Source organism: Pleomorphomonas sp. T1.2MG-36 (genome assembly GCF_950100655.1).
GTDB lineage: Bacteria > Pseudomonadota > Alphaproteobacteria > Rhizobiales > Pleomorphomonadaceae > Pleomorphomonas.
Genome location: NZ_CATNLY010000001.1, coordinates 869,029 through 891,057 on the forward strand (window position 1 = coordinate 869,029; position 22,029 = coordinate 891,057).

Below are 22,029 nucleotides of genomic sequence, written 5' to 3' on the forward strand. Positions count from 1 at the left end.
CGCCCAGTGCTCTATCGGGCCTCATGATCGCCTGTCGATCGACGCCGGCCGTGTCCATCAATAGGAACGCGACAGTCCGGACGTCGCCGGCGTGACGCCCTGGGCCTTTGCCGTGGCGATCGCCTGATAGTCGGCCAAGGCCAGCTTGCCGGCATCGCGCAACAGCGCGACGTCATGCGGGCCGGCAATGACGCGGTATCCCCGGTCGATGAGATCGGCAACCGAAGCGCCACCGTTCGGCACGGTGCCCAGCACCTTGCCGGCGTCCAGGATCGCCTTCTCGGCGCGGCGGACCAGAGCTTGGACTTCGGCGTGGCCGGTCTGCTCCAACCGGCCGATCGACCCTGCCAGATCGTTGACGCCGATGAAGACCACATCGATACCGGGAATGGCGGCAATGGCCTCGGCATTGTCGACGGCGATATGGGACTCGAGCTGAACGACGATCAGCATTTCCCGGTTGGCCTTGACGATATAGTCGGGCTCCAGGCCGAAGGTCGACGCCCGCACCACGCCGGCGGCATAACCGCGAATGCCCTCAGGCGGATAAAGGCAGGCGCGAACGGCGGCTTCCGCTGCTTCGGGCGTGTCGACCGACGGAATCATGACCGACTGGACGCCCGCGTCGAGAACCCGCTTCAGGAACACGTGGTCGTTCCAGGGCACGCGCACGAGAGCCGGGGTCGGCGTCGTTTCCACGGCCCGCAGCGTCTCCATGATCTCGCGCGTCTCGCCGATGCCATGCTCGTGGTCGACCAGAAGATAATCGAATCCGATGTGCCCGAGTATCTCGGCATTGGTGGGCGAGCCGCCACCGATCCAGCAACCGAAAGCGGTCTTGCCGGACAAGAGATGTGACTTCAGACGGTTGGGCTTGTACATCGGGAAATGACCTTCAGGAACATGAGAGGTATTGCGCGCCGGACCGGCGCTTTCATCGAGGCGGGATGGATGCCGATGATCCCGTGAGGAACCATCGGCACCGTCATTCCGCCTGGATCACTTGGCTTCGCGTGCCTTCGCGAGGGTCTCGTTGAGCAGCTTGACCACGGCCGGATCGGCCTTGGCCGCATAGGCCTCGGCGACGCCCTTGGTCTTCTCGCGGAACCGGGCCACTTCTTCCGGCGCCAGGGTGGTGACCGTGGTGCCGGCGGCGGCGATTTCCTCGATCGCCTTGGCGTCGGAGTCGCGCGACAGCTGTCGCTGGAACAGGGCCGCCTCCAGCGCCGCTTCGCTCAGCAGCTGCTGTTCTTCGGGGTCGAGCTTGTTCCACAGCGGCTTCGAATACAGCATCACCATCGGGTTGTAGGTGTGCCGCGTCAGCGTCATGAACTTCTGCACTTCGTTGAGCTTGGCCGTCAGGATGCTCGGAGCCGGGTTTTCCTGGCCGTCCACGGTGCCGGTTTCGAGCGCCGTGTAGACCTCCGGGAACGGCATCGGCACGGCGTTGGCGCCAAGCGCGTTGAACATGTCGAGGTAGATCGGCGACTGCACGACGCGGATCTTGAGGCCGGCGATGTCGTCGACCGTCTCGACGGCGTGACGGCTGTTGGTCAGCTGGCGGAAGCCCAGCTCCCAGTAGGACAGCACGACGAGGTTCTTGGCATCGAGCTGCTGGGCGAAGATCTTGCCGACCTCGCCGTCCATCACGGCATCGGCTTCCTTCGGGTTTTCAAACAGGAAAGGCAGATCGAGCAGCGCAAAGTCGGGCGCCAGCGACGCCATCAGACCGGCGTTCATCACCGACATCTGCAGGACACCGCCTTGCAGCGACGATACGGCCTGCATGTCGCCGCCAAGCTGACCGGCCGGAAACACCTTGACCTCAATCTTGCCGCCGCTCTTCTCCTTGACGATCTCGGCAAACTTCCGCTGTCCCTGGACCAGCGGCGATCCCTCGGAGCCGGCGCTGGCGAAGCGAAGGGTCTGTTCGTGGATTTCGGCTTGGGCGGCCATGGGAAGCATCAGCGCCGCGACCGCGCCGGCCAGCAGCATTTTCGTGAGATTTCGCATATTCTCCTCCTTGTTGGTCTGCGATGCGAAGGGTCAACGGTTCAGCCAGGCCGCCGGAATGGTGATGAGTTCCGGGAAGGCAACCATGGCCAGCAAGACGAGCAGTTCGACGGCAATGAAGGGCCACACGCCACGGATCACGGTGGCCATGCTCGAGCGCGTGACGCCCGCCGTCACGTTGAGAACGGTGCCGACCGGCGGCGTGATCAACCCGATCGACGTGTTGATGATCAGCATGACGCCGAAGTAGATCGGATCGATGCCGGCCTGCACCACCACGGGCACCAGGATCGGCCCTAGGATCAGAATGGTCGGCGCCATATCCATGGCCATGCCGATGGCGACGATGATCAGCATGATGATCAGCATCAGCAAGCGCGGGCTATGCATGAAGGGCTCGAGCAGCTCGACCATCTGGCCGGGCAGATCGGCAATGGTGATCAGCCATGCAGCCACCAGGGCCGAGGCGACCATGAAGATCACCGTCGCCGTCACCTTGGCCGACGAAACGAACACGCGCAGCAGCAGCGGCAGCGTCATTTCGCGATAGATCACCGACGACACGAAGAGAGCATAGGCGGCGGCGACCACCGCCGCTTCCGTCGGCGTGAACAGACCGAACTTCAGTCCGAAGATGATGATCACCGGCAGGCCGAGCGCCCAAGCGCCCTCGCGCAGAGCCTTGACCCTCTCGGCGCCGGTAGCGCGCGGACGGACTTCGATCTTCTCCCTGCCGGACAGGAAATACCACGTCACGGCCAGCGCCATGCCGATCATTAGCCCGGGCGCAATGCCGGCCAGGAACAGCTTAGAGATGGACAGATTGGCGGCCACGCCGAGCAGGATGAAGCCGATGGAAGGCGGGATGATCGGCCCGATGATGGAGCTGGCGGCAACCAGACCGACCGAGCGCCCCTTCTCGTGGCCGGTCTTGACCATCATCGGCACGAGCAGAGCGCCGAGCGCGGCAGCGTCGGCGGCGGCCGAACCGGACAGCGCGGCCAGAATGCACGCTGCGATGATCGTCACGTAGCCGAGGCCACCGCGGATGTGGCCCATCATGGCCAGTGCGAAGTTGACGATGCGCTTTGACAGGCCGCCGGTGTTCATGATCTCGCCGGCGAGCATGAAGAAGGGTACGGCCAGCAGAGTGAAACTGTCCGCGCCGCCCACGAGATTCTGGGCAAGGATCTGCGGATCGAACAGATCGAGATGCACCATCAGGGCCGCGGCCGACAGGATGAGGGCGTAAGCGATCGGCAGGCCGATTGCCATGGCGGCAAACAGGGTTGCCACGAAGATCACGATGGTCATGGGCTGTAATCCTGGCATCGGCCGCAAGGCCGGCATTCGTGGAAAGATGGCACCAGACGCGGCTGGCCGGACAATGGGATCAGCGCTGGTCGGCCGACCTTGCCTCGGCGATGGCTTCGGCGGCTTCGTCCTTCAGGCCGACGAGGTCATTGTCGCTCAAACGGCCGCGCAAGGATTTCAGCAGCATGGCGCTGAACCAGAACATCGCCATCGCCGTGAAGACCAGAACCGGAACGAAATAGAGCGACTGGGAGAGGCCGAGCACGGGCGTGGTGGAGCCGTAGTTGATCGCCGCCTGAGTCCAACTGCCGGAAAAGATCAGCCAGCTGAGATAGAGCATGAACGCATTCGACAGCACGAAGCAGACGATCTTGGCCGGGCGCGGCAGAATGTGAAGCAGAGTATCGACGCCGAGATGGGACCGCTCGAACAGCGCCACGGCCGCGCCAAGAAACACCAGCCAGACGAACAGCAGCCGCGACAGTTCCTCGGTAACCGTGATGCCGCTGTTGAAGGCGTAGCGCAGCACAACGTTGAGAAGGATCATGACCAGCATGACCGCCAGCATCGCGGCAATGATCACCTCGATCGGCCGAATGAGGTATTTCCGAACGGTATCCATAGCGCCCTCCCGGGACTCGTTCCGAAGCGCACCCCTCCAGGCACGTTGGAAGCCACGATGTATGCGCTTACATCACATCTCCTGCAAAACCTGTCAACTAACCAGTTTTACTAGGTTGTGACACTCTTGAATGATATGTACGCGCATACTTGCGCTCTCTTGTCATGGTGTGGAATGCGAGAATCCAGGACGTCGCGCCCCCCGCGGGCCATCGATGTAGCCGCTGCCGCCGGAGTGTCGACGGCGACCGTTTCTCGTGCCTTCAACGCCCCTGAAAAGGTGCTGCCGGAAGTCCGCGACAAGATATTCGCGGTGGCAGCCGAGCTTGGCTGGCTGCCCAATGCCGCCGGCGCCGCCCTGGCGAGCCGCCGAACCTGGCTGGCCGGCGTGCTGATCCCCACGCTCGATCACGATGTCTTCGCCGCGCAGGTGAATGCCCTGCAGGCCCGGCTGTCGGCCAGCGGCATCACCGTGCTGATCGGCTGCTCGAACTACGATCTCGACGAGGCGACCGAACAGGTCAGAGTCATGCTGGCACGCGGCATCGAGGCCCTGGCCGTGGTCGGCGAACTGCAACGCCCGGAACTGTTCGAGATGATTTCGGCGCGCGGTGTTCCCTACGTGGTGATGTATTCGCACCCGCCGAAGTCGGCCCATCCCTGTGTCGGCTTCGACAATCAGGCGGCGTTCTCCAAGCTGACGCGCTATCTGCTCGATCTCGGGCATCGCAGCTTTGCCGTCATTCACCAGCCGTCGCTCGACAACGACCGCGTGCTGGCGCGTCTGGCCGGCATACGGGATGCCCTGGCGAGCGAGGGATTGGCTCTGCGCCCGCAGCACGTTTTCGAGGGACAGGCGACGTTCGAGTTCGGCCGGGAAAGCCTCCGAAAATGCCTCGACGGCCCCGCCCCCCATCCCACCGCCATCATCTGCGGCAACGACACGTTGGCGATCGGCGCACTGATCGAAGCACGCGCCATGGGCATCGACGTGCCCGGCGCCCTGTCCATCACCGGGTTCGACGATCTACCGATCGCCGAGTTCACTTCGCCTCCCCTGACGACGATGCGGGTGGACAATGTCGCCATCGGAAAGGCGGCGGCCGACTATCTGCTCAACCGGCTCAGCCAGCAGCCCATCGTGCCGCAAGACGCCTTTGAAGCGGAACTGATCGTCCGTGGCTCGACGGGGCCGGCCGGAGCATAGACGCGCGGCGAGAACTTGCCGCTACCGCGCCCTCAACCCAGCCGGTCGGCGGCCGCCGTCACCATTACCACGGCTGGAATGCCGCCGCGATCGGCGGCGCGAACCCAGGCGGCGCCCGACTGGTCGAGTGCCGAGGCGACACGAACGTAGGCGTCGGTGGGACAGCTGTCGTTCACCGCGTCGAACCCCACCCAGCCGAGGCCGGGGATCAGCGCTTCGGCCCAGGCGGCGAGTGCGCCGGTCGCGGTCTCTTCCTCCTGCCACCTGTAGCCGGAAACGAAGCGGGCCGGCAGCGACAGGCAGCGCGCGGCGGCGATGAAGAGATGAGCGAGATCGGTCGGCGTGCCGCGCGCCTCGGCCAGCACACTCTCGGCGGCGACCTCGCGCACCCCGCAGAGTTCGGCCGGATCGGCGGCAAGCGCCTCGACCTCCTCATGAATGAGATGCATCAGCGTGTGGCAGAGATCGAGCGGTGCGCCATCGGACAGCACCTTCGCCTTGTCGGCAAACGACCGGACGACTGGCGTCCGCATGGTGACGCGCGTCTCACGCAGGAAGACGGCCGACGGAATGCGATCGAGCGGCGCGCCCTGCAAGATGCCGGTGGTGTCGTCCACTTCCACCTCGCCCTCGGCGGCGATGGCGATCTCGTCGAGCGGCCCCTCGACGGCGCAGTCGTGGACGATGTTGCCGAAGGCATCCGACGAGCGGGCCTGCCGGCAGTCGCCGGTGATGTCGAGATGCCAGGCCCGCACATACTGCCCATCGAAGGTGCGTGGACAAAGGTGAAGCGACCGGCTGGCCAAGGTGACCGGCTCGTCGTAGCGGGCGACGATGTCGTGACGGATGCGCATCCGCATCAGATTACCCCAGATACTGCTCGGCGATGGTGTTGCCGAGGTTGGCGTTGTCGAGGATGAAGCGCTCGAGGAACTCTTTGAGGCCGATGGCGAACAGCCCCGGCAGCGTGGTGTCCTGCAATTGGCTCAGCAGCATGCGCGCCTTGCGCTGGCTTGCGCCCTGGCGCCCGTAATCGCGCGACAGGCTGTCGAGGTTGAGCGTGACGTTCTCGTAGCAGGAGACCAGCGAGCGCGGCATTTCCGCCTTGAGGATCAGGAACTCGGCAACGAGGTTGGGCTTCAGGTTGTCGCGGTAGACCCAATGGTAGGAGGTCAACGCCGAGACCGAGCGCAATATCCACGACCACTGGAAATAATCGGCACTGCCGCCGAGCGATGGCCGGTTCGGGTCGAGCACATCGGCCTTCAGCGCCAGCACGCGGGCGGTGAAGTCGGCGCGCTCGATGAAGGTGCCGAGGCGCAGGAAGTAGTAGGCGTCGTTCCTGAGCATCGTCCGGTAGGCCGAACCGTCGAAGCGCAGCGACAGCTCCTTCACCCGCGACAGGAAGTCCGACAGCTCCTGCCGGGTCAGGTTGGGGCTGTTGACGCCGCGCGTCTCCATCCAGCCGGAGTTTATGGTCTCCCACATGTCCATGGTCAGCGCGGTGCGGACCGACCGCGCGTTGGCGCGGGCAATGTCGAGGCAATTGCGGATCGACGACGGGTTGGCGTGCGAGAAGGCGAGATAGTCGACGGCGGTCCGCTGCGTCGCCTCGGCATGCTGCTGGTGGAAGAGGTCGAGCGTGCCGGTGCCGTCGACGGCCATTTCCCATTCGTTGCGGCCGCCTTCGGCGATGATCGGCGTGGCGGACAGGCGTGTCGCGGCTTCAAGAAGACGGGCGGTGTTTTCGGCGCGCTCGACGTAGCGGGCGAGCCAATAGAGACTGTCGGCGTGACGGCTCAGCATGATCAGCCCTCCGCCTGCGATTGCGATTGGTTCTGTCCGACGGGCAACGGCGCGCCGTCGGCTGGATCCTCGATGATCCAGGTATCCTTGGTGCCGCCGCCCTGGCTGGAGTTGACCACCAGCGATCCCTCCTTGAGCGCCACGCGGGTAAGCCCGCCGGGCACGATGCGAACCTTGTCGGCGCCGGTCAGCACGAACGGCCTGAGATCGATATGGCGCGGGGCAATGCCGTCGCCAACGAAAGTCGGCGAGGTGGAGAGGGCCAGCGTCGGCTGGGCGATGAAGCCGTCGGGATCGGCGACAAGCCGGGCGCGGAAGGTCTCGATCTGCTCCTTGGTCGACTTGGGACCGACCAGCATGCCGTAGCCGCCCGAACCCTGCACTTCCTTGACCACCAGTTCCGGCAGGTGATCGAGCACATAGCGAAGGCTGTCGGGCTCGCGGCAGCGCCAGGTCGGCACGTTCTTCAGAATAGGCTCTTCCCCAAGATAGAAGCGCACGATCTCCGGCATGTAGGTGTAGATGGCCTTGTCGTCGGCGACGCCGGTGCCGACGGCATTGGCCAGCGTCACGTTGCCGGCGCGATAGGCCGAGATGAGGCCGGGGATGCCGAGCACCGAATCCGGCCGGAACACCATGGGGTCGATAAAATCGTCGTCGATGCGGCGATAGATGACGTCGACGCGTTTCGGCCCGCGCGTCGTGCGCATGTAGACCACCTCGTCGAGCACGAACAGGTCGCGCCCCTCCACCAGTTCCACGCCCAGCTTGTCGGCCAGGAACGAGTGCTCGTAGTAGGCCGAGTTGAGGGGCCCCGGCGTCATCAGCACCACCGTCGGCTCGGTCGGCGCCGAGGCGGGGGCCAGCGACCGCAGCGAGGCGAGAAGCTCGTCGGGGTAGTTGTCGACCGGCTGGATGCGCGTCTCGGCGAACAGGTCGGGGAAGAGGCGCATCTGCACGTCGCGGTTCTCCAGCATGTAGGAGACGCCGGATGGCGTGCGGGCGTTGTCTTCCAGGACGTAGAAGTCCTTGTCGTCGGTCCTGATGACGTCGATGCCGGCGATCTGCACGTAGACGTCGTGCGGCAGCTTGAGGCCGACCATCTCCGGCCGGAAGGCGGGATTCTGGTAGACGAGATCGGCCGGCACGACGCCGGCCCTGATGATCTCGCCGGCACCGTAGACATCGGCAAGGAAGCGGTTGAGCGCGGTCACGCGCTGGGTCAATCCCTTGGAAAGCGTCGTCCACTCCCGCCCCGTCAGCACCCTTGGCACGATGTCGAAGGGAATGATGCGCTCCTCGGCCTCGGCGTCGCCATAGACGGCGAAGGTGATGCCGATCCGCCGAAACAGGAACTCCGCTTCTTTTTGAAGGCGTTTGAGGTTTTCCGGGTCGGAGCTGTCGAGCCAGGCCTGGATGGTCTTGTAGGCGGGCCGGACGCCTTGCCCGAACCCGTTCATCTCGTCGAAAGCCGGCAATCCCGTTCCTCCGCCGTTTCCTCGGCATCGCTGCCGTTGATGAATTAAGCGGCAAACCACCGGGAAGGGCAAGAAACATCATGGAGCAAAGATGGGTAGCATTTGCCTATAGATTGGGCATCGAGATCCACACCGGCGAAGGCGCAGCGAATGACGGCTTTCTCAGATCACCTCAACAAAGTCTGGAACTTTCGCCGGTCCCACAGGTTGAACGGTCCCTTAACCACCCCAGAAAGGGATTCGATCATGAAAACACGTCTTCTCTCCGTCCTTCTGCTCACCGCCGCGTTCCCGCTCGCCGCGGTCGCCCAGGATACGGGTACGAGTTCCGACGGCACCACGGGAACATCCCAGATGCAGCCGGCCGATGACATGAACTCCACCACGGGCACCGGCACGAACGACAACAGCGGCGCCTCCACCACCCAGCAGGACTCGACCACTCCTTCCGTCAGCCCGACTTCGCCGAGCGACAGCGGGTCGACCATGGACAGCGGCAGCTCTGCCATGGACAGCGGCAACGCGACGGTTCCGGGCCAGTCGACCACCGGATCGATGGCCTCGGCCGAGACTTTCGTGACCGTCCCCGAATCCGGCGCCTGGCGCGTCAGCGACCTCCAGGGCAAGGCCGTCTATGGCTCGGATGGCGCGAGCATCGGCGACATCAAGGACGTGCTCGTCAGCCAGGATGGTAGCGTCAACGCCGTCATCATCGGTGTCGGCGGTTTCCTGGGCATCGGCGAGAAGGACGTCGCCGTCAACATGGGCGCCCTGCAGCTTGGCCCGGGCGATACGCAGGCCCAGGCCAACGCCGCTTCGAGCGCCCTGCCCGATCCGACGGGCGCCACCGGCGCAGTGTCGGGTGACGCAGCCCCCGCTCCGACGACCGGCATGGATGGCACCACGACCAACCAGACGACCGGCGACATGGCCGCTAACAACGCCGCAAGCGGCGCGTCGATCGGCGACGACGGCCTTCCGGATCGCATCATCCTCAACGTGACGCGCGAGCAGCTGGAACAGGCGCCCGCGTTCGAGGGTGTCCGGGCGGCAACCCAGCCCTGACATGACGCTCTGAACTGACAAAACGGCCCCCGCATGACCAGTCGTGCGGGGGCCGATTTTCATTCAAACCAGGGCGCAGAACTCAGATCAGTTGCAAACCCTTCATGCTGGCGTGCCCATCGCGGCCAATGATGATGTGGTCATGCACGGCGATACCGAGCGGCGTCGCAGCGTCGATCACCTGTTTTGTCATGGTGATGTCGGCCCGCGAGGGCGTAGGATCGCCGGACGGGTGGTTGTGGACGAGAATCACCGCAGTGGCGGAAAGTTCCAGCGCCCTCTTCACCACCTCGCGCGGGTAGACCGGTGTGTGGTCGACCGTGCCGGTCTGCTGTACCTCGTCGGCGATCATCTGGTTCTTCTTGTCGAGGAACAGAATGCGGAACTGCTCCCGATCCTCGTAGGCCATGGCCGTTCGGCAATAGTCGATCACAGCCGACCACGATGACAGGACCGGGCGGTTCATCACACTCGAACGGGCGATTCGCCGCGAAGCCGCATGCACCACCTTGAAGTCGAGGATGGTGGCCTCGCCGATCCCCTTCACCGTCCTGAGACGGGCTTCAGATGCCCCGATGACCTCGGCGAACGAGCCGAACGCAGCCAACAGGGCCTTGGCGAGCGGCTTGACGTCCTGACGCGGGATGGACCGGAACAACACGAGCTCCAGAAGCTCGTAATCGGCGATCGCCTCATCCCCGCCAGCGCGGAAGCGTTCGCGCAGCCGCTCCCGGTGCCCCGTGTAATGCGGCTGAGTGAGTTTGCCGTCCTGAGATTCGCCCATGGCCGATTCCGTTGTGAACGGCGACCAGCCTAACAGATTTGACGAGCCCCGCAGCAGGCAGCGCATGGTCCAGATGGTCCGGGCCGGACAGCTGCAACATAACTGTTACGTAGATCTGACAGTGTCCCGCCATCCACGGGGCGGATCGTCATTTCCAGGCGGCCAACGCCTCGAGCGTCGGTGGCGCGGCTCCTTGCGAGCGGCGCGAGCGGGCGCAGCCGGACCAAGGAGCTCCACCTCTGGAGCAACGGGACGCTGCGGTGGATGCCGATCGCCGGGTTGTGGCTCCGTCTCCCGAGGCCGTCCGGCAGCGACATGCACGCTTCGGCCCCGCAGCCGCCACCGATCCCGAGCGGCTATGCACGCCCCTCATGGTGGCCGCACACCAATCATATAATCCATGTATTATTTAGCCACGTAACACACCAGAAATACGCATTACTACAAACATACATCCCGAAATCGACTAATTAAATCTTATATTTAGCCGGATATTGTTTTTGAAGTTGCAATTATGCAACATGGATTTCCATTCAAGATCATCCCCCGCGAGTCAGTAATTATGACATTGAATGTCATATCGAGGTCGTCCATCACGGCGCCGTGGGATTGCCGAAACACGGCCCCACTGCCGCGTGGATGCAATCGGGCTGGGGTGGCCGGAGGCACCGCGGTACAACATGGGAACCGGCCTCCGCCGGTGACGAACTCCCGTCGTCACCGGCACGAAAGGTTCCCTCCGATCTTTTTGGAGACCGCGAAATGAATATGAAGACGCTGCTCGGCACCGCCGCCGGCCTGATGGTTGCCTCCGGCGCCTACGCCGCCGACCTGCCCGGCGAAGCCGCTCCGACCGCCGTTGACTACGTGAAGGTTTGCGACGCCTACGGCGCCGGCTTCTTCTACATCCCCGGCACCGAAACCTGCCTGCAGATGTCCGGCCGCGTTCGCGCTCGCATCGCCTACTCCCAGGCCACCACCACCAACGGCGCGGATAGCCTCAGCTTCAAGACCGATGCCCGCGTCGCCTTCGACGCCCGCACGGCTTCGGACCTCGGCACCGTCCGTTCGTTCTTCCGCGTCAAGCTCGACAGCGCCGACGGCACCATCACCGCCGATGACGCCTTCATTCAGGTCGGTTATCTGACGGTTGGCAAGTTCGGCAACGCCTACGGCGATGTGTTCTACGGCGACACCGGCGCGATCTACGGCGCCTTCGACCAGAGCACGACCGGCGCTCTCGTCATGGTCGACAAGCTCGGTGGCGGCTTCTACGTCGGCGCCGGCGTCCAGAGCTCACACACCGACGCGACCTGGGACAACACGGCCGCCAAGGACAAGTGGAACTCGAACGTCTGGTCGACCGGAACCAGCGCGGAGCTGATGTACATCGGCCGCGTCGGCATTGCCGATCAGTCCTGGGGCAAAGCCGACGTGTCGGCCTTCTACCAGGCGTTCGATGCCGCCAACAACGACGTCTGGGGCGTCAAAGCCACCGCCGACCTCAAGCTCGTCGACAAGCTGAGCGCTCGTCTGGTCGGTGTGTACGAAGACTTCGATCGCTATAACGACAGCTACTTCGGCGCCGCCGCCGCCCTGAAGTATCAGGCGACCGACGCCCTGGCCGTCTACGCCGGCATCGGCAGCGCCTTCTGGGACAAGGCCGACACCGCCTACAAGGCCCAGATCGGCGCCGACTACGCCTTCACCAAGGATCTCATCCTGACGGCGGAAGTGAACTACACCAGCGATGGCGGCGTTTCCGGCGCCGACTTCGGCAATGGCACCGGCACCGGCTTCGACGACTCCTGGTCGGGCATGCTGAAGCTGACCCGCAACTGGTAATCGCCTTTCCGGAAGCATCAAGGAAAAGGCCCGGCTCGTCCGGGTCTTTTCTGTCGGTATGGGAATGCGGCGATGTCTGCGGCTCGGCTCATCGATACGACAGACCAACGCCGAAGATGGGGCCTCCTCAGGCCACCGTCGTTGCTCTCAGCAGGGCGTTGAGCTCGGCGAGATCGGCATGCAGCCTCCCGTAGGCGGCGAGACGCCGCTGGTGCAATGCATGGCGCCGCTCGTCCGGCTTGAACACGCTGGCCGGGCGCTTGACCGCATCAACCGCCGCCTGCGGCGAGGCATAGACGCCAGTAGCGATGCCGGCCAGCAGGGCGGCGCCCAGACAGGAGGCGTCGAAGATCTCCTGACGAACCAAGGGCCGTCCAATGATATCGGCTTTGATCTGCATCCAGAGATCGGAGCGGGCGCCTCCTCCGACCACGGCGAGGCGGGCGGGACTCACCCCCTCGGCATCGAGATGCAAGAGACTGAGCGCCTGCTCGTAGGTGACGCCTTCGAGCACGGCCTTGACGATGTCGGCGCGCCGGGTGTCGAACGACAGGCCAAGGATGGCGCCGAGCGCATCGGCGTCACTGTCGAGGCTGCCGCTGCCGGCAAAATGCGGCAGAATCATCAGAGGACCCGGGTCCGCCGTCAGGCCAGCCAGCATCAGGTCATAGGCATCGATGCCGCGCGCCGTGGCGGCCAGTCGTTCTTCGGCGCACAGCTCGTCACGGCACCACCGCAGCAGGCGACCGCCGGTCTGGCTGCCGCTCATGCCCAGAAGAACACCAGGAACGGCATGCGGAATGACTGCGACGTTGAGCCGGCTGAGCGCAGGGTTGGGATGCCGCATCGCCAAGGCCAGAGCCTCGGTGGTACCGAGACCGTAGAAGCCGCTTCCCTCGGCGACGACGCCGGCCGCCAGAGCAGCGCAAGCCTGGTCAAAGCCGCCGGCCACCACTTCGACATCCGCCGACAGCCCCGTCAACGCCGCGCCGCGTCGGCCGAGCCGGCCAATGGAACTGCCGCTCACCACCACCGTCGGCAACTTGTCGGCGTCAATGCCGGCCGCTTCGAGCATCACCTCGGACCAGTCGTTGCGGTTGATGTCATAGGCGAGAGTGCGCGCCGCCATCGTGGCGTCGATGGTCGACTCAAGGCCGAGACGCATCAGCACATAGTCGCCGAAGCAGGCGAACTTGTAGGTATGGGCGTAGAGGTCGGGGGCATTGCGGCGCCACCACATCATCTTGGGCAGGCTATAGTAGGCGGTGGCCGGCTGGCCGGTGATGGCATAGATGGTCGCGGCGCCGAGATTGTCGCGCAGTTCGTCGATTTCGGCGGCGGCGCGCAGATCGGCGCTGATGGCGCCACCGGCCAGCGGCACACCGTCGCGATCGACCGGCAGCACCGCTTCGCCGAGAGCCGATATGGCCAGCGCCGTCACGTTGGCGCCGGCAATCGCCGTGATCTCGCGGATCGCCGATAACACCTGCTGCCAGACCTGCTCCGGATCGAGCTCCCAGAAGCCCTCGTGCGGGTTGGCGAGGGCGTATTCCCGCCGCGCCGTGGCGAGCGGCCGGCCAGCGGCGTCGAACACGACCGCCTTGCAGCCGGTGGTGCCGACGTCGATCCCGAGCAGCGACATGTCCTATCCTCCCTCTTTCCTATGCCGGCCCTCACATCTCCGACCGACTGATGCGCTTCCTGTCGAGCGCCCGCTCGGCAGCCTCCACCATCTCGGCCTTCCACGGATGGCGCAGCGCCAGGCTGACGAACAACACGTCGACGATGGCCAACTGCGAAATGCGCGAGGAAATGGTCTCGGTCGGTCGGCCGGCGCTGCGCAACGCCGACAGAAGCGTCACGTCGGCCACATGGGCGGCCGGCGAGGCCGCGAACGAGGTCAGCACGATCGTCCTGAGTTTATGGGCCTTGGCGATCTCCAGCGTCTCCACGAGATCGCGCGTGGTGCCGGAATAGGAGATGCCGAACAGAAGCGAGCCAGGCGGGGCGGTGGCAGCAATCGTGGCGACGATATGCGGATCGAAATCGTAGGAAGCCGCGATGCCGAGACGCAGCAGGCGCTGGTAGATGTCGAGGGCGAGCGGCGCAGAACTGCCGAAGCCGACCAGATGAATTTGGGTCGACGACAGCATCAGGTCGATGGCCCGGCGGATGGCCTCGGTGTCGATCAGCTTCAGAGTATCGGCCAGTATGTCGGCGTTGATGCGAATGACCTGCATGGCCAGCACGTCGATGTCGTCGGCGCTGGACGCTTCGAGCGGCACGTCGAGACCGAGCAGGTCGGCGTTGCGCCGCGTGCCACGGCTTTCGGCCATGGCCATTCTGAATTCCTTGTAGCCGGCGTAGCCGAGCTCCTTGCAGAGGCGCACCACCGTCGTCTGGCTGGCGCCGGCCGCTTCCGCGAACTCGCCGATGGCCATCGACGGCACGTCTTCCCGCCGCTCGATGGCGAACTGGGCGAGTCGCTCGATGGCGGTCGAGGAGAAGCTGCTGATGGTCTGTAGCCGGCTGATCGGGTCGTCGGCGGAATGGCTGGTGTTCATGGACGTGAAGGCTCCGGTCGTAGCGGCACGCAACATGCCGATACAACGTACCGATGTAAAGATCAGTGATACCACAATTCCGCAGTCAACGATGGTTACTCGACCATAGGCGCACTTTCCTTCGGTTATGTGGCTCTCGCAATCCCCCAAAGAATCGTATTGACGATACGATATGCGGTACGTAAGTTTCATCAACCGTTGGGAGGCGGTCAGGCCGTTGTCGCCAACGGGTCGAGGGAGGAAACAATGGGAATTTCGCTTTTCAAGACGGGCTTGCTGGCTTCTTCGCTGCTCTCCGTCGCGCTGACCGCAGGACCATCGCTGGCCGGCAACACCGTGCTCAATGTATGGGATCAGTTCTTTTCGGAAGAGCCGAACAAGCTGATGAACGAGTTCGTCGCCGAGTTCGAGAAGGCCCACCCCGGCGTCGAGATCAAGCGCAACGTGCTCGACACGGATTCCATCCGCGCCACGCTGCCTTCGGCGCTGGCCGCCGGCCAGGGACCGGATCTGTTCTACTATGATGCCGGCCCGGCGTTTCTCGGCCCACTGATCGAGGCCGGCCTGGTCGCCGATCTCACCCAGGAATACGCAGCGCGTGGCTGGGACAAGTCGCTGGTCGCCTGGCCGGTCGAGCGCGTCACCTATGCCAACAAGATCTGGGGTGTCCCCAACGAGATCGAATACACCAACGTCTACGTCGATCTCGCCGTGCTCGACCAGCTCGGCATGAAGGACAAGCTGGTGGCCGACAAGGACCACCCGGAACTGCTGACGCTCAAGTCGCTCGACGATTTCAAGGCCATCCTTGAGGCGTCAAAGGCCAAGGGCATCGTGCCGATCGCCTTCGGCAATCGCGACCCGGGCCGCGGCGGCCATCTGTTCTCCTATTTCCTGACGCTGACGGCCGGCAAGGACCTGGTCGACACGATTCTGTTCGGCGACGGCCGCTGGGACGACCCCAAGGTCATCGACGCCTGGAAGCTCTACAAGGACTACGCCACCGCCGGCTATTATCCGCCGTCGCCCAACGCCATTTCCTATGACGAAGGCAACGCCCTGTTCTTCAATGGCGCCGCCACCACCAACATCACCGGGACCTGGCTTGTCGGCGACATCATGGGCCAGGTGGCCGATCCCTCGAAGATCGACTTCTTCATGCTGCCGTCGGCCTCGCCGGATCTGCCGCTCAGTGCCGCGGCCGGCATCGGTTCGACCTTCGCCGTTGCCGAGAAGTCGGCCAACAAGAAGCTGGCCTTGGACTTCCTCGACTTCATCATGAGCAAGGACGCCGGCAAGCGCTGGCTGAAGGAAGCCAGCATCGTACCGCCGATCAAGGATATCGACATCAAGGGTCTCGACCTGCCGCCGATGATGCAGCGCGTGGTCGAAGGCGCCACCCTGCCGCTGTCCTACAACCTCGACGTGGTCATGCCCGCCGAGTGGAACGACGCCATGAAGACGGGCACCCAGTCGCTGCTCGACGGATCATCGACGCCCGAAGACGTCGCCGCCAAGATGGAACAGGCTTGGGAGAAGGCCAAGGCGGAAGGCCGCATCTGGAAGGCTCATTGACATCTCCCCCCGAGATGAGCCGACCAGGCGCGCCGGCAACTCCTCTGCCGGCGCGCCATAAACCAGAAGCCGACCCGAACGGCCGGCACTTCAACACCGGATGAGGCAGATGACCGAACGGCTCGACCAAAAGTCGGCTTCGACGGCGCGGCGGCGGGGCAATGGCCGGCTGCTCGCAGTGACGATCCGATACCTGATCTTTCTCGGACCGGCAGCCTTGCTCTACGTACCGTTCGTCCTGAAGCCGCTCTTCGAAACGTTCGGTCTGTCGCTGTTCGCCTGGAACGGCGTATCGACCGAAAAGGTCTTCGTCGGCCTGGCCAACTACAAACAGGCTCTCGGCGATCCGATCTTTTGGATATCGCTCAGAAACAATCTCTTCTGGGTGGCGACCTCGATCGTGCTGCCGATGGCCACCGGCCTCGTCATTGCCGTGCTGCTGTCCGCCATCAAGCGCGGACAGCGCATCTACTCCGGCATCTTCTTCACGCCGGTGGTGCTCAATCTGATCATCGTCGGCCTGGTCTGGGGCATCATCTACAATCCGCTGATCGGTCCCCTCAATCGCCTGCTGCGCAGCGTCGGCCTCGGCTCGCTGGCCATCGGCTGGCTCGGAGACCGCTATGCGGTGACGCCCGCCATCATGGTGGCCGGTGCCTGGACCTTCTTCGGCTTCTGCGCCGTCATCTTCCTGCAAGGCCTCAGGACGCTCGACCGCGAACAGATCGAGGCGGCCACCATCGACGGCGCCGGACCGTTCCGCCGCTTCCGCAAGATCATCGTGCCGGCCCTGTCCGACCAGGTGACGCTCCTCGTGGTGATGAGCATCATCGGCTCGTTCAAGGTGTTCGACATCGTCTACGTCATGACCAAGGGCGGCCCCGACCACGCCAGCGAGGTGATCGCCACCTACATGTACTGGCAGTCGTTCATGAACGGCAGTCTCGGCTACGGCGCGGCGCTTGCCGTCATGCTGACGACGGTCGTTGCCGGCGCCTCGCTCGCCATGATGGCCCTGAGGGAGCGCGAGTGATGCGACGCCAGAAGACACGCAACACGCTGATCCTGCACGGCGTCCTGATCGCCGGTGCCCTGCTCACCGTCTTTCCGCTCGGCTTGATCGCCCTGATGGCCTTCAAGACCAATCCGGAGATCTTCGCCAATCCTCTGGCCCTGCCAGGCACATGGCGCTGGGACCAGATCGGCAAAGCCTGGACCGACGGTCGTTTCGGTCCCTACTATCTCAACAGCCTGCAGGTGGCGGTACCGACCGTGCTGATGGTGGTCGTCGCTTCGACGCTCGCGGCCTACGGCCTGGTGTTCGGTCGCCTGCCGGGCGCCCGCTACGTGCTGGCCGCCATCCTGCTCGGGCTGATCGTGCCGTTGCAAGCGATCATCGTGGCGCTGTTCCACGACCTGGGCGACATCGGCCTGCTCAACAGCCTGTGGGGCCTGTCGCTCGCGCAGGCGGCGGTCGGCCTGCCGTTCGGCATCTTCATGATGCGCTCGTTCCTGCTCGGCATCCCCAAGGACCTGATCGAGGCGGCGCGGCTCGACGGCGCAGGCGACGTGACGGTGCTGAGGCGCGTCGTGCTGCCGCTTGCCACCGCGCCCGCCATGACACTGGCGACGTTGCAGTTCATGTACTCCTGGAACGACTTCCTACTGCCGCTGATCATCCTGCACGACCCGTCGCTGCGCACGGTGACGCTCGGGCTGTTCTACCTGCAGGGCGGCACCTACACCCTCAACTACGCCATGATCAGCGCCGGCGTGCTGATCACAGCCGTCCCCATCATGGTCGTTTTCTTCGTGCTTCAGCGTCAGTTCATCGCCGGCGTGACGGCCGGCGCCGTGAAGTAGGCGGATCCATTCAGTTCGAAAAGGTGAGCAAAAGCATTATGCAAGACTTGGACATCCGTCGCGACATCATCGCCCATTGTCAGATGATGAATGCCAACGGCCTCAACCAGGGCACCGCCGGCAACATCAGCGTCCGCGTCGGCAACGCCATGCTGATCACGCCGACGTCGATCCCCTACGACGTCATGCAGCCGGAAGAGATCGCCCGGCTACCGTTCGACGGCGAGTACGGCGCCTATGAGGGTCCCAGGCCGCCGTCCAGCGAATGGCGCTTCCATTTCGACATCATGCGTGCGCGCCCCGACGTCAACTCGATCGTCCACTCCCATCCGCTCTACGGCACCAGCCTGGCGATCGCGCGCCGACCGATCCCGGCCTGCCACTATATGATCGCCGCCTTCGGCGGCACCGACGTGCGGGTCGCCGACTATGCCACCTATGGCACCAAGGAGCTGTCGATCAACGCCCTCAAGGCGCTGGAGGGGCGCTCGGCCTGTCTCTTGGCCAACCATGGCGCCATCGCCACCGGTCGCTCGCTGGCCGACGCCATGTGGCGGGCCATCGAGCTCGAAACCATCGCCCACCAGTACATCAACTCGCTGCTGATCAGTGGCCCGATCATCCTGTCCGAGGCCCAGATCGAGGAAGTCGGCCGCAAGGGTTTCGCCAGCACCTACGGCAGCCACGGGCGAAGCCAGTAAGCCCGAGCCAGGCAGCGGAGAGGACCGGATATGGCCAGTGTGGAGCTCCAGGGGATCAGCAAGCGTTTCGGCGAGCTGTCCGTCATCGCGGGTCTCGATCTCAGAATCGACGAGGGCGAGTTCGTCGTCTTCGTCGGCCCCTCGGGTTGCGGCAAATCGACGCTGCTCCGGATGATCGCCGGCCTCGAGGACGTCAGCGGCGGTCATTTGTGGATCGGCGACCGCGAGGTCACCGACGTCGACCCGGCAAAGCGCGGCGTCGCCATGGTCTTCCAGTCCTACGCCCTCTATCCGCACATGAGCGTGCGCGACAACATGGGCTTTGCGCTGACCCTCGACGGTACGTCGGCCGCCGAACGGGAGCAGCGGGTGATGGCGGCGGCCCGCGTTCTCAAGATCGAGCACCTGATCGACCGCCGACCGGCCCGCCTGTCGGGCGGCCAACGCCAGCGCGTCGCCATCGGCCGGGCCATCGTCCGCGACCCCGACGTGTTCCTGTTCGACGAGCCGCTCTCCAATCTCGACGCGGCACTGCGCGGCGAGATGCGCATGGAACTGGCCCGGCTGCATCAGCGCCTCGGCGCCACCATGATCTACGTGACGCATGATCAGGTGGAGGCCATGACGCTGGCCGACAAGATCGTCGTACTCGACCGTGGCCGCATCCAGCAGGTCGGCCATCCGATGGACGTCTACGGCCGGCCCAGCAATCTGTTCGTTGCCACCTTCATCGGTTCGCCGAAGATGAACATCATCGATGTCGTTGCCGGTGAAGCGGCGGACGGCCTGGTCAGCCTCGCCCATCCCGACCTGCCACCGCTGGCCGTCGCCGTCGACGACACGGCCGTGACCAAGGGCGCACCCCTCAAGCTCGGAATCCGGCCCAACGATCTCCGGTTCGACGTCGCCGAGGGGGGCATCGTCGTCAAGGTCGGGTTCGTCGAGCGGCATGGCGATCAAACCATCGTCAACTGCGAGACGGAGAACGGCCTGACGCTCAACATCGCCATCCCCGGCAATGTCGCCACCATGCCCGGCAACACGCACCGCCTGGGTCTCGACGCGACGCTCTGCCACCTGTTTGCCGAGGACGGCCGCCTGATCAGCCGTCAAGCCTAAGCGGCGAGACAGAGAAAAGGCCCGGACGGACCGGGCCTTTTTGTCGTTGTCAGAAGGCGGCGATCGCCGCGTCGAGGGCTTTTCTCTCCCGGTCCGCTTTGGCTTGCTCAGCCGTCCGTTCGGCTTCGGCCTCCTCGATCGCCTTTTCGCTCCGCGCGAGCTTGGCGATATAGGACTTGGCGCTGTCCGAGGTCTCCGGCAGGGCCGCGAGGTTGGCGCGGATGCGCTCCTGCTCGTCGGCCTGACGCGCGACGGTCCGCTCGGCACGCTCGATACCACGTTCGGCATCGGCGACCCGCGTCTTGATGGCGGCGATCGCCTTCAGCTTTTCCATGATCGCCGGATCGGCGCCACGGGTCGAGGCATAGAAGAGCAGCGTGTCGGAAGGGGCATCGGAGAGATGGACCGCCTCCGCGTCGATACGGGTCTCCGTCACCCTAATATCCTTCGTCGCACCAGCGGCGACGTCGGTCCGTAGACGCAGCCGCTCGGGCTCGCTGGATACCACCTCGCCATCGCTCATCACCTCGGTTCCGCCGATGCGCGCGTGGTCGATCATCACGGCGCGCGCTTCCTCCTTCGGTGCTGCGACATGATAGACGGTCGTCCAGGCGAGCGATTTCTTCACGTTCAGCACGCCGTCGCGCGCGGAAAGGCCGACGATGGTTTCCCTGCTGTCCCGCTCGCTGATGATGCGCGTCTTCGGATCGGCGGCGAAGGCGGCAAAACGCTTCTCGCCCGGCGGAATGCCGGCCACCTGCGCATCGCCGAGATATCCGTTCTTGCCATAGACGGTGAAGATGCCGGGCGGCACGCTCTTGCCGGTGGTGTTCGAGAGGAACACGGCCGCCTGCGGCGCGCTGCCACTGCCATCGCGCCAGAGCGAGACCACATCGGCGTCGAGATCCGCATCGATGATCGGCACCGTCAGCGTCGCTCCGGCCTTCAGCGTGACCGGCTGCGGCAGCGTGAACGAGACGCCGATATCACCCTCGACGGACACCATCTCCTGCCCACGCGACGGCGCGGCCGGAGCCGGCATGGCCTGCGCCCGCATCGCCATCATGTCGGGCGGCGCCTCGCCCGGCAAATCCGCCATGGACTCCGTTTCCGCCGCGTTGAAAGCGCCACCGGCAGCGGCCCCGTCGACCAGCAGATCGACCGGTCCGCCGGGCAACAGCAGCGGCACCTCGCGCCGCTCGCGCCAGTACATGTCGACAAGCCGCTGCCGGAGCGCCACCGGGTTGGCCGAGGACAGCGTCAGCTGCACGTCGGACCAGTCATCGCCGCTGCCGTTTTCAAGCACCGCCCATCCCTGGACGCGCGACTTGCCGCCCTCCGCCGGAACGATGCGATAAGCTGCTTTCCACACCGGCGCCGCCACCACGTAGGAGAGCCGAACCGTGCGAGCGCCCTTCCCCATCGTTTCGATGGAAAGCGTCCGGAAATTGGTGTCGGCCGCCGCGCCGACCGCCGAGATCGCCGCGTCGATCCGACGCTGCAAGTCCTTGTCGGCAAAGACGATGCTGGCGCCCGGTCCAAGCAGCACCTCGGCAAAGCTGCCGTCATCCTGGCGCAGCGTCACCGCCGGCAGTTCGATCGGTTGTCCCTCGGTGGCGCGAGGGACCTTGCCGACGCCCAGGATGACACCGCTCGCCTTGCGCCCGGCGCCGTCGTCGATCGTCGCGGCATAGCCGGTCATGGCGGCGGCAATTGTCGCGGTGGACGCGAGGTCCTCGCGCTTCAGCGGCAGACGCTTGAAGGCCTCGGACACGGAGTTGGCGCCATCCAGGGTCACCGAAACGATGGCGCCGCCGGGGTCGCTGACGAGGAGGCTTTTCAATACGTCGTCGGCCTGATCGGCCGGAATCTCCAGCGTCAGACGATTCTCTCCATCGGCAAGGTCGACGGTGCGGACGATCTCGGCAAGACCGCCCGACGACAACAGGACGGAGCCCACCTTGTCGGCGGAAAACGCCGTCGTTGCGAAGGCAAAGGGCGACACGCCAGCAAAAAGCACAGCGGCAAGCGGCATCGATTTCACGTTGATCTCCCCCGAGACACGGTTGCATCC

19 protein-coding genes are annotated in these 22,029 nt (G+C 64.7%); 8 read left to right on the top strand and 11 right to left on the bottom strand.

Annotated elements, in window-relative coordinates; translation table 11 throughout:
• Positions 1–57: 57 nt before the first annotated feature.
• From QQZ18_RS04050 to QQZ18_RS04065, 4 genes are all read right to left on the bottom strand, one after another.
• A complete protein-coding gene (locus tag QQZ18_RS04050; protein WP_284538132.1) occupies positions 58–882 on the bottom strand; it encodes an HpcH/HpaI aldolase family protein in 825 nt (274 codons plus the stop codon).
• Between the two features lie 117 nt (positions 883–999).
• Positions 1,000–2,013, bottom strand: coding sequence for a TRAP transporter substrate-binding protein (locus QQZ18_RS04055; RefSeq protein WP_284538134.1), 1,014 nt, complete (start codon positions 2,011–2,013; stop codon positions 1,000–1,002).
• 33 nt (positions 2,014–2,046) lie between these two features.
• A complete protein-coding gene (locus QQZ18_RS04060) occupies positions 2,047–3,327 on the bottom strand; it encodes a TRAP transporter large permease subunit (protein ID WP_284538136.1) in 1,281 nt (426 codons plus the stop codon).
• A gap of 79 nt (positions 3,328–3,406) precedes the next feature.
• Positions 3,407–3,949: a TRAP transporter small permease gene (locus QQZ18_RS04065; protein ID WP_284538138.1), complete on the bottom strand. Its 543-nt coding sequence runs from the start codon at positions 3,947–3,949 to the stop codon at positions 3,407–3,409.
• Positions 3,950–4,123: 174 nt separating this feature from the next.
• On the opposite strand from QQZ18_RS04065, the gene QQZ18_RS04070 reads away from it, so the two are divergent.
• Positions 4,124–5,155 carry a LacI family DNA-binding transcriptional regulator gene (locus QQZ18_RS04070; protein WP_284538140.1) on the top strand — a complete coding sequence of 344 codons (1,032 nt, stop codon included), beginning with the start codon at positions 4,124–4,126 and terminating at the stop codon, positions 5,153–5,155.
• A gap of 32 nt (positions 5,156–5,187) precedes the next feature.
• On the opposite strand, the gene QQZ18_RS04075 is transcribed toward QQZ18_RS04070, so the two are convergent.
• Genes QQZ18_RS04075 through QQZ18_RS04085 form a run of 3 tightly spaced genes read right to left on the bottom strand, consistent with a single transcriptional unit; the run spans position 5,188 to position 8,421 of the window.
• The gene (locus QQZ18_RS04075) at positions 5,188–6,015 is read right to left on the bottom strand and encodes a transglutaminase family protein (protein WP_284538142.1); all 828 of its coding nucleotides are present in this window, start codon (positions 6,013–6,015) and stop codon (positions 5,188–5,190) included.
• Between the two features lie 4 nt (positions 6,016–6,019).
• On the bottom strand, positions 6,020–6,961 hold the full coding sequence (locus tag QQZ18_RS04080) for an alpha-E domain-containing protein (RefSeq protein WP_284538144.1): 942 nt from the start codon (positions 6,959–6,961) through the stop codon (positions 6,020–6,022).
• A 2-nt stretch (positions 6,962–6,963) separates the two neighbouring features.
• Complete coding sequence (locus QQZ18_RS04085) at positions 6,964–8,421, bottom strand: circularly permuted type 2 ATP-grasp protein (RefSeq protein ID WP_284538840.1); 1,458 nt, start codon at positions 8,419–8,421, stop codon at positions 6,964–6,966.
• Between the two features lie 264 nt (positions 8,422–8,685).
• Here QQZ18_RS04085 and QQZ18_RS04090 point away from each other — a divergent pair, with 264 nt between their 5' ends.
• Complete coding sequence (locus tag QQZ18_RS04090) at positions 8,686–9,504, top strand: PRC-barrel domain-containing protein (RefSeq protein ID WP_284538146.1); 819 nt, start codon at positions 8,686–8,688, stop codon at positions 9,502–9,504.
• An 82-nt stretch (positions 9,505–9,586) separates the two neighbouring features.
• Here QQZ18_RS04090 and radC read toward each other — a convergent pair whose 3' ends face one another.
• Complete coding sequence (gene radC, locus QQZ18_RS04095; protein ID WP_284538842.1) at positions 9,587–10,288, bottom strand: RadC family protein; 702 nt, start codon at positions 10,286–10,288, stop codon at positions 9,587–9,589.
• Between the two features lie 762 nt (positions 10,289–11,050).
• Between radC and QQZ18_RS04100 the strand changes: the two genes are divergently transcribed.
• The gene (locus tag QQZ18_RS04100; protein WP_284538148.1) at positions 11,051–12,133 is read left to right on the top strand and encodes a porin; all 1,083 of its coding nucleotides are present in this window, start codon (positions 11,051–11,053) and stop codon (positions 12,131–12,133) included.
• 127 nt (positions 12,134–12,260) lie between these two features.
• Here QQZ18_RS04100 and QQZ18_RS04105 read toward each other — a convergent pair whose 3' ends face one another.
• Positions 12,261–13,775: an FGGY-family carbohydrate kinase gene (locus QQZ18_RS04105; protein ID WP_284538150.1), complete on the bottom strand. Its 1,515-nt coding sequence runs from the start codon at positions 13,773–13,775 to the stop codon at positions 12,261–12,263.
• Positions 13,776–13,806: 31 nt separating this feature from the next.
• Entirely contained in the window at positions 13,807–14,697 is an 891-nt protein-coding gene (locus tag QQZ18_RS04110) for a MurR/RpiR family transcriptional regulator (RefSeq protein ID WP_284538152.1), read from the bottom strand.
• 246 nt (positions 14,698–14,943) lie between these two features.
• On the opposite strand from QQZ18_RS04110, the gene QQZ18_RS04115 reads away from it, so the two are divergent.
• The 5 genes from QQZ18_RS04115 to QQZ18_RS04135 all read left to right on the top strand — a co-directional run bounded on the left by QQZ18_RS04115 (position 14,944) and on the right by QQZ18_RS04135 (position 19,955).
• Positions 14,944–16,272, top strand: coding sequence for an ABC transporter substrate-binding protein (locus QQZ18_RS04115; RefSeq protein ID WP_284538154.1), 1,329 nt, complete (start codon positions 14,944–14,946; stop codon positions 16,270–16,272).
• A gap of 109 nt (positions 16,273–16,381) precedes the next feature.
• On the top strand, positions 16,382–17,305 hold the full coding sequence (locus QQZ18_RS04120; RefSeq protein WP_284538156.1) for a carbohydrate ABC transporter permease: 924 nt from the start codon (positions 16,382–16,384) through the stop codon (positions 17,303–17,305).
• A complete protein-coding gene (locus QQZ18_RS04125) occupies positions 17,305–18,135 on the top strand; it encodes a carbohydrate ABC transporter permease (RefSeq protein ID WP_284538158.1) in 831 nt (276 codons plus the stop codon). The genes QQZ18_RS04120 and QQZ18_RS04125 overlap by 1 nt, the downstream gene beginning before the upstream one ends.
• 38 nt (positions 18,136–18,173) lie before the next feature.
• Entirely contained in the window at positions 18,174–18,836 is a 663-nt protein-coding gene (locus QQZ18_RS04130; RefSeq protein ID WP_284538160.1) for a class II aldolase/adducin family protein, read from the top strand.
• A gap of 30 nt (positions 18,837–18,866) precedes the next feature.
• Entirely contained in the window at positions 18,867–19,955 is a 1,089-nt protein-coding gene (locus QQZ18_RS04135) for an ABC transporter ATP-binding protein (RefSeq protein WP_284538162.1), read from the top strand.
• 49 nt (positions 19,956–20,004) lie between these two features.
• On the opposite strand, the gene QQZ18_RS04140 is transcribed toward QQZ18_RS04135, so the two are convergent.
• Entirely contained in the window at positions 20,005–21,990 is a 1,986-nt protein-coding gene (locus QQZ18_RS04140; protein ID WP_284538844.1) for a DUF4139 domain-containing protein, read from the bottom strand.
• Positions 21,991–22,029: the final 39 nt, after the last annotated feature.

Excerpts from the sequence above, each read along its gene's own strand:
- QQZ18_RS04050 (WP_284538132.1), bottom strand. The coding sequence starts at position 882 with ATGTACAAGCCCAACCGTCTGAAGTCACATCTCTTGTCCGGCAAGACC.
- QQZ18_RS04055 (WP_284538134.1), bottom strand. The coding sequence starts at position 2,013 with ATGCGAAATCTCACGAAAATGCTGCTGGCCGGCGCGGTCGCGGCGCTG.
- QQZ18_RS04060 (WP_284538136.1), bottom strand. The coding sequence starts at position 3,327 with ATGACCATCGTGATCTTCGTGGCAACCCTGTTTGCCGCCATGGCAATC.
- QQZ18_RS04065 (WP_284538138.1), bottom strand. The coding sequence starts at position 3,949 with ATGGATACCGTTCGGAAATACCTCATTCGGCCGATCGAGGTGATCATT.
- QQZ18_RS04070 (WP_284538140.1), top strand. The coding sequence starts at position 4,124 with ATGCGAGAATCCAGGACGTCGCGCCCCCCGCGGGCCATCGATGTAGCC.
- QQZ18_RS04075 (WP_284538142.1), bottom strand. The coding sequence starts at position 6,015 with ATGCGGATGCGCATCCGTCACGACATCGTCGCCCGCTACGACGAGCCG.
- QQZ18_RS04080 (WP_284538144.1), bottom strand. The coding sequence starts at position 6,961 with ATGCTGAGCCGTCACGCCGACAGTCTCTATTGGCTCGCCCGCTACGTC.
- QQZ18_RS04085 (WP_284538840.1), bottom strand. The coding sequence starts at position 8,421 with ATGAACGGGTTCGGGCAAGGCGTCCGGCCCGCCTACAAGACCATCCAG.
- QQZ18_RS04090 (WP_284538146.1), top strand. The coding sequence starts at position 8,686 with ATGAAAACACGTCTTCTCTCCGTCCTTCTGCTCACCGCCGCGTTCCCG.
- radC (WP_284538842.1), bottom strand. The coding sequence starts at position 10,288 with ATGGGCGAATCTCAGGACGGCAAACTCACTCAGCCGCATTACACGGGG.
- QQZ18_RS04100 (WP_284538148.1), top strand. The coding sequence starts at position 11,051 with ATGAATATGAAGACGCTGCTCGGCACCGCCGCCGGCCTGATGGTTGCC.
- QQZ18_RS04105 (WP_284538150.1), bottom strand. The coding sequence starts at position 13,775 with ATGTCGCTGCTCGGGATCGACGTCGGCACCACCGGCTGCAAGGCGGTC.
- QQZ18_RS04110 (WP_284538152.1), bottom strand. The coding sequence starts at position 14,697 with ATGAACACCAGCCATTCCGCCGACGACCCGATCAGCCGGCTACAGACC.
- QQZ18_RS04115 (WP_284538154.1), top strand. The coding sequence starts at position 14,944 with ATGGGAATTTCGCTTTTCAAGACGGGCTTGCTGGCTTCTTCGCTGCTC.
- QQZ18_RS04120 (WP_284538156.1), top strand. The coding sequence starts at position 16,382 with ATGACCGAACGGCTCGACCAAAAGTCGGCTTCGACGGCGCGGCGGCGG.
- QQZ18_RS04125 (WP_284538158.1), top strand. The coding sequence starts at position 17,305 with ATGCGACGCCAGAAGACACGCAACACGCTGATCCTGCACGGCGTCCTG.
- QQZ18_RS04130 (WP_284538160.1), top strand. The coding sequence starts at position 18,174 with ATGCAAGACTTGGACATCCGTCGCGACATCATCGCCCATTGTCAGATG.
- QQZ18_RS04135 (WP_284538162.1), top strand. The coding sequence starts at position 18,867 with ATGGCCAGTGTGGAGCTCCAGGGGATCAGCAAGCGTTTCGGCGAGCTG.
- QQZ18_RS04140 (WP_284538844.1), bottom strand. The coding sequence starts at position 21,990 with ATGCCGCTTGCCGCTGTGCTTTTTGCTGGCGTGTCGCCCTTTGCCTTC.